10 protein-coding genes are annotated in these 13,422 nt (G+C 79.3%); 1 reads left to right on the forward strand and 9 read right to left on the reverse strand.

Annotation, left to right across the window (positions count from 1 at the left end):
* Positions 1–5: 5 nt before the first annotated feature.
* The gene (locus QNH85_RS01870; protein ID WP_282944196.1) at positions 6–803 is read right to left on the reverse strand and encodes an NAD-dependent epimerase/dehydratase family protein; all 798 of its coding nucleotides are present in this window, start codon (positions 801–803) and stop codon (positions 6–8) included.
* Positions 804–918: 115 nt separating this feature from the next.
* On the reverse strand, positions 919–2,565 hold the full coding sequence (locus QNH85_RS01875) for a GGDEF domain-containing protein (RefSeq protein WP_282944197.1): 1,647 nt from the start codon (positions 2,563–2,565) through the stop codon (positions 919–921).
* A gap of 117 nt (positions 2,566–2,682) precedes the next feature.
* Here QNH85_RS01875 and QNH85_RS01880 point away from each other — a divergent pair, with 117 nt between their 5' ends.
* Positions 2,683–3,591 (forward strand): formate/nitrite transporter family protein, encoded by a 909-nt coding sequence (locus tag QNH85_RS01880; RefSeq protein WP_282944198.1) that lies wholly within the window; start codon positions 2,683–2,685, stop codon positions 3,589–3,591.
* Here the strand turns inward: QNH85_RS01880 and QNH85_RS01885 are convergent.
* The 7 genes from QNH85_RS01885 to QNH85_RS01915 all read right to left on the reverse strand — a co-directional run bounded on the left by QNH85_RS01885 (position 3,582) and on the right by QNH85_RS01915 (position 13,381).
* A complete protein-coding gene (locus QNH85_RS01885) occupies positions 3,582–4,559 on the reverse strand; it encodes a D-alanyl-D-alanine carboxypeptidase family protein (protein ID WP_282944199.1) in 978 nt (325 codons plus the stop codon). The two genes, QNH85_RS01880 and QNH85_RS01885, sit on opposite strands and share 10 nt — an antisense overlap.
* A gap of 108 nt (positions 4,560–4,667) precedes the next feature.
* Positions 4,668–4,931: a hypothetical protein gene (locus tag QNH85_RS01890; protein ID WP_282944200.1), complete on the reverse strand. Its 264-nt coding sequence runs from the start codon at positions 4,929–4,931 to the stop codon at positions 4,668–4,670.
* A 212-nt stretch (positions 4,932–5,143) separates the two neighbouring features.
* Positions 5,144–7,852: an FtsX-like permease family protein gene (locus QNH85_RS01895; protein WP_282944201.1), complete on the reverse strand. Its 2,709-nt coding sequence runs from the start codon at positions 7,850–7,852 to the stop codon at positions 5,144–5,146.
* Positions 7,849–11,130, reverse strand: coding sequence for a hypothetical protein (locus QNH85_RS01900; protein ID WP_282944202.1), 3,282 nt, complete (start codon positions 11,128–11,130; stop codon positions 7,849–7,851). The genes QNH85_RS01895 and QNH85_RS01900 overlap by 4 nt, the downstream gene beginning before the upstream one ends.
* Positions 11,127–11,864: an ABC transporter ATP-binding protein gene (locus tag QNH85_RS01905; RefSeq protein WP_428830337.1), complete on the reverse strand. Its 738-nt coding sequence runs from the start codon at positions 11,862–11,864 to the stop codon at positions 11,127–11,129. The genes QNH85_RS01900 and QNH85_RS01905 overlap by 4 nt, the downstream gene beginning before the upstream one ends.
* Positions 11,861–12,889, reverse strand: a complete 1,029-nt coding sequence (locus tag QNH85_RS01910) for an ABC transporter ATP-binding protein (RefSeq protein WP_282944203.1) — start codon at positions 12,887–12,889, stop codon at positions 11,861–11,863. The genes QNH85_RS01905 and QNH85_RS01910 overlap by 4 nt, the downstream gene beginning before the upstream one ends.
* Before the next feature lie 60 nt (positions 12,890–12,949).
* Positions 12,950–13,381 (reverse strand): DUF6098 family protein, encoded by a 432-nt coding sequence (locus tag QNH85_RS01915; RefSeq protein WP_282944204.1) that lies wholly within the window; start codon positions 13,379–13,381, stop codon positions 12,950–12,952.
* Positions 13,382–13,422: the final 41 nt, after the last annotated feature.

Below are 13,422 nucleotides of genomic sequence, written 5' to 3' on the forward strand. Positions count from 1 at the left end.
GCGCGTCAGACCAGGGGGTCGGCGGCCACCATCGCGTGCCCGAGCACGCCCTCCGGGCCGTCGTACGGCTCGACGTCGTCGGCGAACGCCTCGCCGTCGTCCTCGGGCACGTACCCGAGCGCCCGCGCGGTGGACAGGTCCCACCACGCCCGGGTGTTGCCGGAGATGCCGTACGCGACCGTCGGCCCGGTCACCGCGCCGCGCAGCGCCGCGTCGGTGAGCCGGACCGCGTCGCCGGGGCTCAGCCAGATGCCCAGGTCGAACGTCGTCCGCGGCCGCTCGTCGCACAGGCCGATCCGCAGGGACACGACCTCGAGCCTGTACTTGTCGGCGTACAGGCTGCCCAGCGCCTCGCCCGCGACCTTCGACACGCCGTAGAACGAGTCGGGACGGGGCGTGCGGTCGACCGGCGCCTCCTGCCCGGTCGGGTAGTAGCCGACCGCGTGGTTGGAGCTGGCCAGCACGACCCGGCGCACGCCCGCCCGCCGGGCGGCCTCCAGGACCCGGTACGTGCCGTCGACGTTGGCGCGCCGGATGCGGGTCCACGTGTCCTCGCTCGGGATGCCGGCGAGGTGCACGACCGCGTCGGCGCCGGCCATCGCGGGAGCCAGCCGGTCGAGCGCGTCCTCGTCGGTGAGGTCGGCGGCGGTGAACGTCTCGTCCGGGCCCGGCGCGGGATCCGGCCGGTCCGCGTCCACCAGGCGCAGGCGCCACCCGCGCGCCGCCAGTCCCCCGTCCGCCGAGCGGAGGTAGCCGCCGATCCGCCCGGCACCGCCGGTCACCACGATGTCCCGCTGCTCCATGCGTCGCAGTCTGCGGTGTGCGGGCGCGGTGCGCCCGCCGGGGCAGGTCCTCGGCGCCGTCGGTCAGGGCCGGTCGTCGGGCTCGGCCGTCGGCGTGGTTCGTCCGGCCCGGACGTCAGGGCAGCGGGCCCGCCACGCAGACGCGGTCGCGGCCGTCCGCCTTCGCGCGGTAGAGCGCGGCGTCCGCCCGCGCCAGCGCGCCGGCCACGGGCTCCCCCGGCTGCCGGACCGCCACGCCGACGCTGACGGTCAGCCCGCGACCCGGCATCAGGTCGTCCCAGAGCAGCCCGGCCACCGTGGCCCGCAGCCGCTCGCAGACGTCCGCGGTGGTCGCCCCGCCCACGCCCGCCAGGAGCACCGCGAACTCCTCGCCGCCGTAGCGCGCGGCCAGGTCGTCGCGCCGCAGGGCCCGCTGCAGGGCGTCGGCGACCCGAGCCAGGACGGCGTCGCCCACCTGGTGCGGCCAGGTGTCGTTCACGTGCTTGAAGTGGTCGATGTCGAGCAGGGCGACCGCGAAGGTCGGGCGCTCGACGGACCAGCGCTCGAGCTCGACGTCGAGCGTGCGCCGGTTCGCGAGCCCCGTGAGGGCGTCGTGCGCCGCCTCGTGCGCGAGCCGGGCGTTGCTCTCCTCCAGGGCCTCCGACCGCCGGCGCTCCGCCTCCGCCTGGCGCTCCGCCTGCTCCACCTCCATCCGGGCCCCGAGCAGCGCGGCGCGGCGCTCCGCCTGCGCGTCCCCGAGCCGCGACGTCAGGGCGTGCAGCTCCCGCAGGGCGGCGAGGGCCGCCACCGGGTCGCCCAGCGCCTCGTGGGCGTCCGCCAGCACCCGCAGCAGCTCCATCCGCTCCGCCGGCCGCCGCAGGCCGTCGCACAGCACCATCCCGGCGCGCGCCTCCGCGACCGCCTCGTCGAAGCCGCCCGACGCGGCCAGCAGGACGGCGCGGATGCGGTGCAGGGTCAGCTGCTGGCCGGTCGACGGGAACCGCGCCAGCATCAGCGCGGCCGCGTCAAGCACGGTCCAGCAGGCGTCGGCGTCCCCGGCGAGGGCGTGCGCGACCGCCGCGGTGAACCGGGCGTCGAGCGCCGTGCGGCTGAGCCCGGCCGCGTCGGCCTCGTCCACCGCCTCCAGGGCCAGCGCGAGCGCGCGCCGCGCCGACGCCCGCGCCCCGCGGGGGTTGTCGGCCGCGAGGCGGCGGCTCGTCTCCACGAACGTCCGCGCGAGGTTCGCCAGCGCGATCGAGGCGCGGTCGGGGTCGCCGGCCTGCAGCCAGAGCCGCCGCGCCTGCGTGAGCACCCCCGCGGCCTGCGGGGCGAAGTGCGGCATCGCGGTGTAGACGGAGCCGAGCACCGTGAGGACGTCCGCGGTGCCCGCCACGTCGTCGGCCTCCCGCCGCAGCTCGGCGGCCCGGGTGAGCAGGTCGACGGCGTCCTCCACGTGCCCGAGGTCGTGGTGGACGACGCCCTGCCGGGACAGGGCTCGCGACTCCCAGACCAGGGCGCCGCGCTCGCGGGCCAGGTGCTCCGCCCGCCGGGCGTGGTCGAGGGCGCGCCGGTCGTGGCCGAGGGCGTGGTAGGCGACGGACGCGTGGTAGCTCAGGCGCATCTCCGCACCGGCGGCGCGCTGGGCCACGGCCACCGGGAGCAGCTGCTCCGCGCGGCGGACGCACGCCTCGGCGTCGGAGTCGGCCAGGAGGGCGAGCCGGTCCACGGCCGCCTCCCAGTCGGTGGGTGCGGCGGTGCCCGTCTCGATCGCGTCGGCCGTCATGGTCCTTCGTTCCTCGCCCGCGGTCCGTCGCGGGGTCGATCACCTCATCGGGCCGCGGACCAGCGCAGATGAGCCCGGCACGCGCTCTTCACCCGGACCTGTGGCACGGTGTCCGGCGTGAGCACCCCCGACCCGCAGTCCCTCTTCCCGGGCAAGCAGTTCATCAGCACCGCGCTGGAGGTCCTGGAGACGAAGACGACGATGTCCGGCGGCCTCGCGCGCCGGTACCTGCAGCGGGCCGCGATGGCCGGCGTGCTGATCGGGCTGCTGTACGCGACGTTCTACGCGGTGCTCGCCGCCTTCTCGGCGGTGGAGGTCGGGGACTCCAGCCTGCGCCCGTTCGGCCGGCTCGTCGGCGCCGTCGCGTTCGGCTGGGCGCTGGTGTTCATCTACTACTCGCGGTCCGAGCTGCTCACCTCGAACATGATGATCGTCTCGATCGGCGCCTACCACCGCCGCACCTCGTGGGTGCGGGCGCTGCGGCTGCTGGGCCTGTGCTACCTCGGCAACCTGCTGGGCGGGCTGTTCGTCGCGGTGCTGCTGCGGTTCTCCACCCTGGTCGAGGGGGCGCCGCTGGACGAGATGGTCGACTCCGTCGCGCACAAGCTCGCGTACGTCACGGACGGCCCGGCCGGCTGGGTGGACCTGCTGATCCGGGCGGTGCTGTGCAACTTCTGCATCAACGTGGCGATGCTGCTGGTCTACAACGGCCTCATCAAGGACGACGTGACCAAGTGCCTCGTGATGATCACGTCGGTGTTCATCTTCGCGTTCCTCGGGCTGGAGCACTCCGTCGCGAACACGGTGCTGTTCTCGATCGTCGGCCTGCGCGAGGGCCTGGACCTGGCGGCGGCCGCAGGCAACGTCGGCATCGCGCTGGTCGGCAACTTCATCGGTGGCGGGCTGCTGATCGGGCTCTACTACGCGTACGTCAACGACGACTCCCAGTGGCTGCGCAGCGGCGGGGCGGGGACGAGCACCCCGGGCTCGCCCCGGGCGCAGGCGACGCAGGAGCCTCAGGGGTAGCTGGGTCCGCCGGGCAGGCCGAACAGCTCCTCGAGCGTCGTCACGCCCCGCCGCTGCATCTCGGCCAGCAGGTCCGTGCCGACGTACCGCAGGTGCCACCCCTCGGGCGCGTAGCCGGTGACGGCCTGGTTCGCCGCCGTGTACCGGACGAGGAACCCGAACTCCGTCGCCCGCGCCGCGACCCACTGCCCCTCGGGCGTCTGGTCGAAGCACGCCTGGAAGTCGCAGTCCGGCCGGGTCCCGCTGCCCACGTCGACCGCGAGGCCCGTCTGGTGCTCGCTGTGCCCGGGGCGGGCGGAGACCTCGTCGGCGCGCGGCTGCCCCACACGCGCCGCCCAGTCGGCGTGGACGGCACCCTGGTACGCGTACGAGCGGAACCCGCTGCGCAGCTCCAGCCGGACGCCGTCGGCCGCGGCGGCGGCGAGCATGCGGCTCAGCGGGTCCTGCAGGGCGGCCCGCACCTCGTACCCCGCGACGGCGACCAGGTCCGCCGGGGCGTACTCCGCCGGTGCGAGCGGGAGCGCCTTGTTGACGACGACCCAGGGGCTGGCCGGGTCCGAGGTCGACTGCTGGGTGAGGTCGAGCCCGGCGACGGCGGGTGGGGTGAGCGGCGTGGCGGGCGCGCTCGGTACGACGAGCGCGGGCGCCGGACCCGCGAGCCGGTCCCGCGCCGGGTCGACGGGCCCCGTGGGCTGCGGCACCGGTCCCAGGCTCGCGGAGGCCTCGGGCGACCGCGTCGGTCCGGGGGTGGCAGGCGCCGCGGCGACCGGGGCCTCGGCGGCCGAGGCCGGCGCCTGACGGTCGGGCTCGTCCGCCGGGGCGCCCTGCAGCGCGAACCCCACGGCCAGGACGCCGACGACGACCGTGGAGGCGACCTGACCGGCCCGGGCGACGGCGCGCGGCGCGCCCTGGTGCCTCCGGTGCGCGCCCGCGACCCGTCCGCGGGCGTGCTGCGGGCGCGAGGTCACGGCGGTGCTCCTGGTCACGGGCGGGCGGGGTCGACCCCAGTGTCCGTCGGAACGGGTGCCGATGGCCAGCCCACCCCTGCGGCCGCCGCCGCGCGGTCAGAGCCGCGGTCAGAGCTGGAGGTCGCGGGCCAGCGCGTCCAGAGCCGCGCTGCGGCGGCGACCGTCGAGCGCCAGGCCGCCCCCGGCGGTGCGCCGGACCGAGCCCGCGGCGAGCAGCGCGTCGACCGCGGCGACGCCGTCGTTCCGCCGCACCCACCGGTCCACCTCCTCGCCCGGCATCGGCCCGGCGAGCAGGGCCGCCAGCAGGCGGGCCTGCGTGAGCGGGGCGGCGGAGCCCGCCAGGACGGGCGACGTGCCGGGCCGTGCTCCCATGGGGCGCTCCCGGGTGGGTAGGGGGTCGGCCGCCCAGCGGCCGCGGGTCGCCGTCCATCGTGGTCGCCGCACGGGTGGCTGAGTGCTCGCCGACCCCGGTCCCGAGTGCTCTCGGGGCGCCCTCTGAGTGGTCACTAGGGGGCCGGATTCGGGATCGCGTGAGTGGTGCCGGGTCCGCGACTGGGTGGCGACCGGGTCGTGGCCCGCGCCGGTCAGCCGGACGCGCGCAACACGTCGCCCAGCCGGTGCGTCCCGCCCCGGACCTGCTCGACGGCGACGACGGCCAGCGCAGCGGCGGCCCCCACGGTCACCGGCAGCGCGGCCCACGCCCACGCGACCTCCGGTGCCGCGCCGGTGCCGTTCCCGACGACGAACGCCGACACGCCCGCCCCCACGAGGGCCCCGGCCAGCGTCGCCACGAGGACGCCCGGCAGCACCTCGCCCGCCGCCACGGCGGCCGCCTCCCGGTCGGTCAGGCCCACGGTGCGCAGGGTGTCGAGCGCCCGCCGGCGCCCCGGGCCCCCGCGGGCCGACGAGACCAGCACCGCGAGCCCGACGAGCACGAGCAGCAGCACCGCCGTCAGCCGGCCGGCGACGACCAGCGCGCGCGGCAGCACCTCCGACGCCAGCCCGGCGAGGACGGCGGACCGCTGCACGACCTCCGCCTCGCCGTCCGCCGGCTGCGCGCGCACCGCCGCCGCCGCACCGGGCCCGGCCAGCCAGACCGTGTCCGGGGCGGCCTGCTCGGCGCCGCCGAGCTCCGCGATGTCGACGACGAGGACCGGACGGTCCCCCGCCGCGCCGGCGACGGCGTCCCAGCCGGGCGCCCCGACGCCGGCCAGCGGGTGCACGGTGCGGCCCTGCCCGTCCCACGTGACCTCGACGGCCCCCGCGCCCGTCGCCTCGGGCGCGGCGCCCGCGCCGGTCGACGGGTCCCCGATGAGCGCCGCGAGGTGCCGGAGCGCGGCCGGGTCCGCCGCGACGAGGCGCACCCGCGTGCGGCCGGCCTCCGTCACGGCGGGCACGTCGTCCGCGACCCTCCCGGCCACGACGGCGGTGACGCCCGCCGCCCGGGACCAGGCGTCGGCGGACGCGGCCAGCCCGGCGTCGGGTGCACCGTGCACGAGAACGTCGGCCCCCACGGCCCCGAGCGCCGCCGCCTGCTGGTCGCGTCCCACCTGCTGCGCCCCGGACGCGGCGACCACGACGAGGGCGGCGGCCGTGGCGAGCGCGAGGAGGGGCAGCGCGCCCGGGCCGTCCGACCGGGCGCGGGCGAGCGCGAGCACCGGCACGGCGCCGCGGGCCCGCCGCACCACCGGGGCCAGCCGCCGGAGTGCCAGGGGCAGCAGTCGCGCCACGACCAGCGCCCCCCCGACGGCCGTCGTGACGGGCGCGGCGGACGCCAGCGGGTCCGGGGCGCCGCCCGGCTCGCGGCCCCGCAGCGCGACGAGCGCCCCCGCCGCCAGCGCGACGAGGGCCAGCTCGGCCGCCGCACGCCGCGCGCCGCGACCGTCGCGCGGACCGCCGCCGCCGGCATCGGCGCCGCGTCCTCTGCCGCCGCCTCCCCTGCCGCCGTGCGCTCGGCCGACGTCGTCCTCCCGGCGCGGCACCGGGTCGGCGGCGGATCGGGCCCGGTGCAGCACCGCGACGGGGAGGGCCACCGCCGCCACGGCGGCGACGGGCAGCACCTGCGCCAGGACCACGGGGCCGGGGACCACCACGTGCGCGAGGAGCACGCCCGCGACCCCGCCGGCCGCGGCGACGACGACGGCCTCGACGGTGTGCTCGACGGTCAGCGCGGGCAGCGTGGCGCCGCGGGTGCGCCGCGCCGCGAGGTCGTCGGTGCGGCGCCGCGCCAGGAGGCCGGCCGTGAGGGCGAGCAGCAGCGCCGTGACCGTCGCGGCCCCGATGACCAGGCCCGCGGTCGCGTCCCGGGCGTCGTCGACGGCCGCGAGGGCCGCGGCCAGCGTCCCGTCGAGGTCGGTGTGGACGCTCGCGCGCGCGGCGGCGTAGCCGAGCACCGCCGGGGCGGCCTGCACCGCGGGCAGCTCCCGCAGCGCGAGCCGGGCCTCCGTGGTTCCGATCCGTGCGGGCAGCGGCGCGAACCGCACGGTGCGGACGACCGTGCGCGGGTCGAGCGCCGCCAGCGCGCCGGGCAGGGACGCGTCCGACAGCAGCGCCGCGACCGCGGTGCTGGTCGCCGGACCCACGACGGCGGTCCTCGGTGAAAGGAGGTCGCCCAGGTCGGTCCACCGCGGGTCGTCCGGCTCCGGTGCACGGAACACCCCGCTGACAGCGAGCGTGACGGTGCGGCCGTCGGCGTCGCTGACCAGGAGGGTGCTGCCCGGGCCGGCGTCGACGGCCTCGGCGACGGCCTCCGACAGCCCGACCTGCACGGCGTCGTCCTCGTCCTGCGGGGCGGTGCCGGCGGTCCACCGGACGTCACCGGCGCCGTGCGCCCACGCGAGGCGCACCGTGGTGGACCCGGTGGCGGCCGCGCCCGGCGTGCTCGGCCCGCTCAGCGCGAGCGGCACGGACGCGGTGACGGCGACCGGCGGCGCCAGCACGTCGCCGAGGCGCGCGCGCAGGCCCGCCTCGAGCTGGCTCGCGGCGGTCGTCGCGTCCGCCGCCGCGTCGGGGTTCGTCGCGCTGGCGGTGTCCTCGTAGCCCGTCGCGGCGGTGACGACGACGTCCGCGCGGGTGCCCGCGCGCTCGACCGCGGACGCGACAGCGTCGTCCGCCACCCGGGTGACCGCGCGCGGGGCGGCCGAGCCCAGTGCGGTGGCGATCGCGACCAGCACGGCGACGAGCGCGAGCGGACCGGCGTGCGCCGCAGCGCGGCGCGGGAGCGTCGCCAGGTCCAGCCCGGAGACCGGCCCGCGCGCGCCGGACGCCGGCCTGCGACGGTGCCGCCCGGTCACTCGGCGTCCCCGAGCCGCAGGTGCGACGCGGTCGCCCGGCGCACGAGGCCGAGCACGACCGGGAGCACCACCACCGTCGACCCGGCCAGCACGACCGCGAGCACGCCGGCCTCCACCGGCCACGGCCACACGGGCAGCGCGCCGGGGACGGGCGCCGCACCGGTGTCCGACACCGTGAGCGCGGGGGCGAGCGCGCGGGCGACCACCGCTCCCGCGCACGCCCCGGTGGCGACGGCGAGCAGGTCCACCGCCGCGTGCTGGACCAGGTGCACGCCGACCACGGACCGCGGCGACGCCCCGAGCGCCAGGAGCCGCGCCACCTCCGGGCCCCGGTCGTCGGCCGTCCCGGCGGCGTGCAGCACCGCGCCCACCAGGGCGAGGGCCACCGCGGCGGTCACCAGGAGCCCGAGGGCAGCGAGCACCCCGACCCGCAGCGGGCCGTCCCGCAGGTCCGCGGCGACCTCCGCGCGCGCCGTGACGGTCGCTCCCGCGTCCCGCAGCTCGGCGGCCGCGGCCGCCGGTCGCGTCCCGTCCAGCCACCAGCGGTCGACCAGCGCGGACGCGTCGGCCTGGGTGAGCGCGGCGCGGGACAGGGCGTCGAGGTCGGCGAGCAGCGCCGGACCGCGCGGGACCCCCGGCACGTACGGCGCGACGCCGGCGACCCGTGCCGGCAGCGCCGCGGTGCCCGCGAGGACGTCGAGCGCGTCGCCGACCTCGAGCGACGCGGCACGCGCGAGGTCGGCGCTGACGAGGACCGGCAGCGAGCCGGGGCGCCCGAGGCCGGAGACCACGAGGTCGGCGGGTGCGAGCCCGGCGCGGGTGACGTCCACCGTGGTCGACGCGGTGACGCCCGCCGCGTCGACGTCGGCCGCCACGGCCTCGAGCGTCTCCGACGCCGCCGTCGTCGGGACGCCGGACCAGCCGGCAGGCCCGTCGCCGGACCCGGGAGCCGGCCGCCAGGACACGGTCACCGTCGCGTCCGCGGGCGCAGCCCCGTCGTCGCCGGGCGGCACGTCCGCGGTCACACGCAGCAGCACCGCCACGACGTGGACCGTGCCCGGGGCGTCGCTCGCGCCCGGCAGCACCGCGTGCAGCGGGTGGGTGGCGCCGTCCAGCGGGACCGGGTCCCCGGCGGCCGCCACGCGCGCGCCGTGCCCGTCGTCCAGCACCACGGTCGGGGTGACGGACAGCGGGACCGCACCGGTCGCGGACCCCGTCACCTCCAGGGGCACGCCGTCGGCGTCCCGGAGCACGGGCACCGCGTCGGCGGGACCCTGCGGCGCGAGCCCCGCGGTGAGCCCGGCCCACGTCTCGCCGGCCGGCAGGCGACCGGCCGGGTCGGCCGTCGTGGTGTCGACGGCGACGAGCCGGGTCGCGGCCTCCCCCGACCCGGCGCCGACGAGCGTGCCGAGCGCGGTGACGCGGTCCGTGGCGGGCAGGGCGGACCCGTCGACGGACCGCGCGAGCGCGCCCTGGTCGAGCAGCGTCCCGGGGACGTCTGCGGCGACCACCGCGGCGGCCACCCCCGCGTCGGCCTGCTCCTGCTGCGACCGGTCCCACGTCGCCGCCCACGACGCACCGAACGTGGCGCCGGCGGTGGCCAGGACGGTGAGCAGCAGGGCGGTCGCCGCCCGGGGCCGCCGGGCGACGTCCACCGCCGCGACCGGCAGCACGAAGCCCCGCGACGCCCGCGCCCGGCGCTCCGCCCCGCGGGCCAGGACCGGGAGCAGCCGCAGCCCGAGGGCGGACACCGCGACGAGCGCCAGCACCGGGGCGAGCACCCGCACCGCGTCGCTCGAGCCGTCAGCGGCGCGCAGCCGGAGCCCGGCGAGCACCGCCAGGGCCAGCAGGAGCACGTCGCCCCCGGACCGGGCGAACCGCCGCCCCGCCCGCGCGGCTCCCCGCCGGCCGCCCGGGGTGCGGGTGGCGGGCGCGACGAGGGCGACGCCGAGCGCCACGGCGCCGCACGCCACGGTGCCCAGCAGGGCCCCGGTGGGCGCGTCGACCGGCCGCAGCCCGGCGTCGGCGAGCACGGGCAGCGCCGTGAGCGCGCGGTACGCACCCAGCGCCGCCGGCACGGCGAGCAGCGCCGCCACGAGCACGAGCGCGCCCGCCTCGACCACGGCGAGCAGCGCCACCTGACCGGACCCGGCGCCGCGGTCGAGGAGCAGCGCGCGCTCCGCCGACCTCCGGACGGCCAGCAGCCGCCCGGCCAGCAGCAGCGCCGCCGCGCAGAGCGCCGCGCACACCAGCCCGCCGACGAGCACGGCCGCGCCGGTGACGCGGTGCTGCGCCGCCGCCGCGGTGAGCTCCGCCGGCAGCGACGTGCGCACGACGACGCGCGTCGCGCGCTCGGCCAGCCGCTCGGACAGCAGCGCGCGCAGCCCGGGCGCGCTGCGGGCGACGTCCGCGAGGGCGGCGGTCGACGCGCCGACGGCGTCGGGCCGCGCGAGCACGCTGACCGCGCCGACGCCCGTCCCGGGCCCCGGGCCGGGTGGCGCGCCGGGTGCCGAGGCGGGCGCCGCCAGGGATCCCTCCGGCAGCACGAACGGCCCGGTCGCGGGCGACTGCCGGCGCCCGGAGGTGCCGGGGCGGTCGTGGTCCGGGTCCACGCCCGCGCCGCCGAGCAGGTCGCGCTCCCACGGCGAGGTGCCGCCGCCCGGAGCCACCGGCACGAACACCCCGGTCACCCGCACCGTGGTCGCGGCCAGGGCGCCCGGGCCGGAGTCGGCCGACGCGGCGAGCGTCAGCGTGTCGCCGACCCGCAGCCCCAGCGCCTGTGCGGTGGCCGCCGGCACCGCGACCGGCCACGGCTCCCCGGCCGCGGAGGGCCACGCGCCGTCGACCAGCCGGGCGACGTCCTGCACCCCCGGTGCGTCCACCAGGTACGCGAACGCCTGCTCGCCGCCGGTGCCGGCCACCGTGCCGGGAAGCGCGAGCAGCGGCGACTCCGTCCAGGTCGACGTGCGCGCCGGCAGCGGCGCGAGGACGTCCGCGACGACGGCGCCGGCGTCGGCCGCGAGCCCGGCGGCGGCCACCGGGTCCGACCCCGCCGGCGCGGGCACCAGGCGCGCGACCACGTCGGTGCGGCCCGACCCGGCCTCGGCCAGCGCCGCGTCGAGGGCGTCCCGGCGCCCGGCGGTCAGCAGCAGGCCGCACGTCGCCAGCACCGTGAGCGCCACCAGCGCCGTCGCCGTCATGGCGAGCAGCACCCCGCGCTGGGACCGGGCGCGCCGCAGCACCGTGCCGGGGGCGGCGGCCGCCCACGCCGCGCTCATGCGGGCAGCACGTGCCCGTCGACCAGGCGCACGGCTCGGTCGGCGAGGTCGATCATCACCGGGTCGTGCGTCGACACGACCGCGGCCATCCCCTCCGCCTCCACGACCGCCCGGATGAGCGCCATGACCGCCAGGCCGGTCTCCGTGTCGAGCTGGCCGGTCGGCTCGTCCGCGATGAGCAGCCGCGGCGAGCCCGCCAGCGCGCGGGCGATGGCGACGCGCTGCTGCTGCCCGCCGGACAGCTCGTCGGGGCGCAGGCCGGCGTGGTGCTCGAGGCCGACGAGCCGGAGCAGCAGCGCGACGCGGCGCTCCCGGTCGGCCACGGGCAGGGAGCGCAGCCGCAGCGGGACGGCGACGTTCTCGGCCGCGCTGAGCACGGGCACCAGGCCGAACGTCTGGAACACGAACGCCAGGACGTCGCGGCGCAGGCGCACCTGACCGGCCCGGTCCAGCGTCGTGACGTCCGTGCCGTCGACGTGCACCGTCCCCGCGTCCGGGCGGTCGAGGCCGCCGACGACGTTCAGCAGGGTGGTCTTGCCGGAGCCGGACCGGCCGACCAGGGCCACGAGCTCGCCGGGGGCGACGTCGAGGTCGACGCCGCGCAGGGCGTGCACCGCGGACCGTCCCGACCCGAAGGTGCGCGTCACGCCGCGCACGCGGACCAGCGGCGCCGTCCCGGCGGGGACGGGTGCCGCGGCCGACGGGGCCGGGAGCAGGGGCGCCGGGCCGGTCACGCGGCGCCTCGGCGGCCGCGGCGGCGGCCGTCGCGCGGGCGGCGCTCCCCCGGGGCGGTGGGTGCGGCGGGCCCGTCGCGGTGACCCGGGTCCCGGTGCCCCGACCCGTCCGGCCGCACCTCGACCCGGTCCGCCTCCAGGGCCAGCCGCACGCGGCGCGTCAGGTCCAGGGCCTCCCGGTACTCCCGCGGCACCTGGACCCGGCCGGCGCGGTCCATCACCGCGTACTCCTCCGCGACGACGCCCCGCACGCCGTCCTCGGCGACGTGCTCCCGCCGCAGGACCTCGCTGCTGGTGCGACCGTCGCGGATCGCCACCGTGCGCTCCACCTGGCCGCTGACCGCGGGGTCGTGGGTGACGACGACGACGGTCGTGCCGGTCTCGCGCCGGGCGGCGCGCAGCGCGTCGAACACCTGCTGCCCCGTGGCGGTGTCGAGCTCGCCGGTGGGTTCGTCCGCCAGGAGCAGCCGCGGGGCGTTGGCCAGCGCCACGGCGATGGCCACGCGCTGCTGCTCGCCGCCGGACAGCTCACCGGGCCGGCGCTCCGCGGCGTCCGCGAGCCCCACGAGCTCCAGCAGGTCGGTGACGCGGTCCCGGGCCGCGCGCCGCGACCGGCCGGCGAGGGTCAGCGGCAGCGCGACGTTCTGCCGGGCGGTCAGGTACGGCACGAGGTTCCGCGCGGTCTGCTGGCGGATCGAGCCCACGACCGTCCGCCGGTACGCCACGCGGTCGGCGGCGCTCAGCGCGCCGAGGTCCCAGGGGCCGACGCGCACCCGCCCGGCGCTGGGCGCGTCGGCCGCCGACAGGATCCGCAGGAGCGTGGACTTGCCGGACCCGGACGCCCCGACGACGGCGATCATCTCGCCCGCCTCGACCAGCAGGTCCAGGCCCTGCAGCGCCTGCACCTCGACCCCGCCCGAGCGGAAGATCCGCACCACCGCGTCGCACACGACCAGCGCCTCGCGCCCGAACTCGGCGGGAGCGGCCAGGCCCGCGCCCAGCCGCTCCACGACGCTCTGCTGCACGGTGCCCTCCATCGACGCGACGCCGCGGACACTACCGCCCGGCGCGCGCCACCGGCAGGGTCAGCCGGGCATCCGTCCGGCGTCGAGGGCCGCGTGGTACTCGCGCACCGCCTCCTCGACCAGCGGGAGCGCCAGCCGGGCGACGGGGTGCACGTCGGTCACGAGCGGCTCGCTGTCCGGCCCGCGGCCGACCTCCCGGCCCGTCAGCACCCACGGGTACCGCTCGCCGCCGGCCAGGTGCACGTACTGGCAGATCTGCCGCGCGACCCACTGGCGCACCGGGCGCTGCCACCAGGGTTCCGGGGTCAGCCGGTTCACGCTCAGCCCGGGCAGCGTCGCCCCGCTCTCGCCGTCCGTGCTGGGGCTGCCCGCGTCCGCCTCGGGGCCCGCGCTGACCCGCACGTACGCCGTCGTCCCGAGCACCTCGACCAGCTCGACGAGCTCGTCGAGCCGCTGCACCAGAGCGAGGTCCGCCCCGCCCTCGACCGTCATGCCGCACCTCCTCCTGGGGGACGCCGACGCCCCGCCGGACA

This window comes from Cellulomonas endometrii, from assembly GCF_949769265.1.
GTDB classification, from domain to species: Bacteria; Actinomycetota; Actinomycetes; order Actinomycetales; family Cellulomonadaceae; genus Cellulomonas; species Cellulomonas endometrii.

What these genes read in the sequence shown, in the direction of transcription:
- QNH85_RS01870 (WP_282944196.1), bottom strand. Translation starts at nt 803, where the DNA reads ATGGAGCAGCGGGACATCGTGGTGACCGGCGGTGCCGGGCGGATCGGC.
- QNH85_RS01875 (WP_282944197.1), bottom strand. Translation starts at nt 2,565, where the DNA reads ATGACGGCCGACGCGATCGAGACGGGCACCGCCGCACCCACCGACTGG.
- QNH85_RS01890 (WP_282944200.1), bottom strand. Translation starts at nt 4,931, where the DNA reads ATGGGAGCACGGCCCGGCACGTCGCCCGTCCTGGCGGGCTCCGCCGCC.
- QNH85_RS01900 (WP_282944202.1), bottom strand. Translation starts at nt 11,130, where the DNA reads ATGAGCGCGGCGTGGGCGGCCGCCGCCCCCGGCACGGTGCTGCGGCGC.
- QNH85_RS01915 (WP_282944204.1), bottom strand. Translation starts at nt 13,381, where the DNA reads ATGACGGTCGAGGGCGGGGCGGACCTCGCTCTGGTGCAGCGGCTCGAC.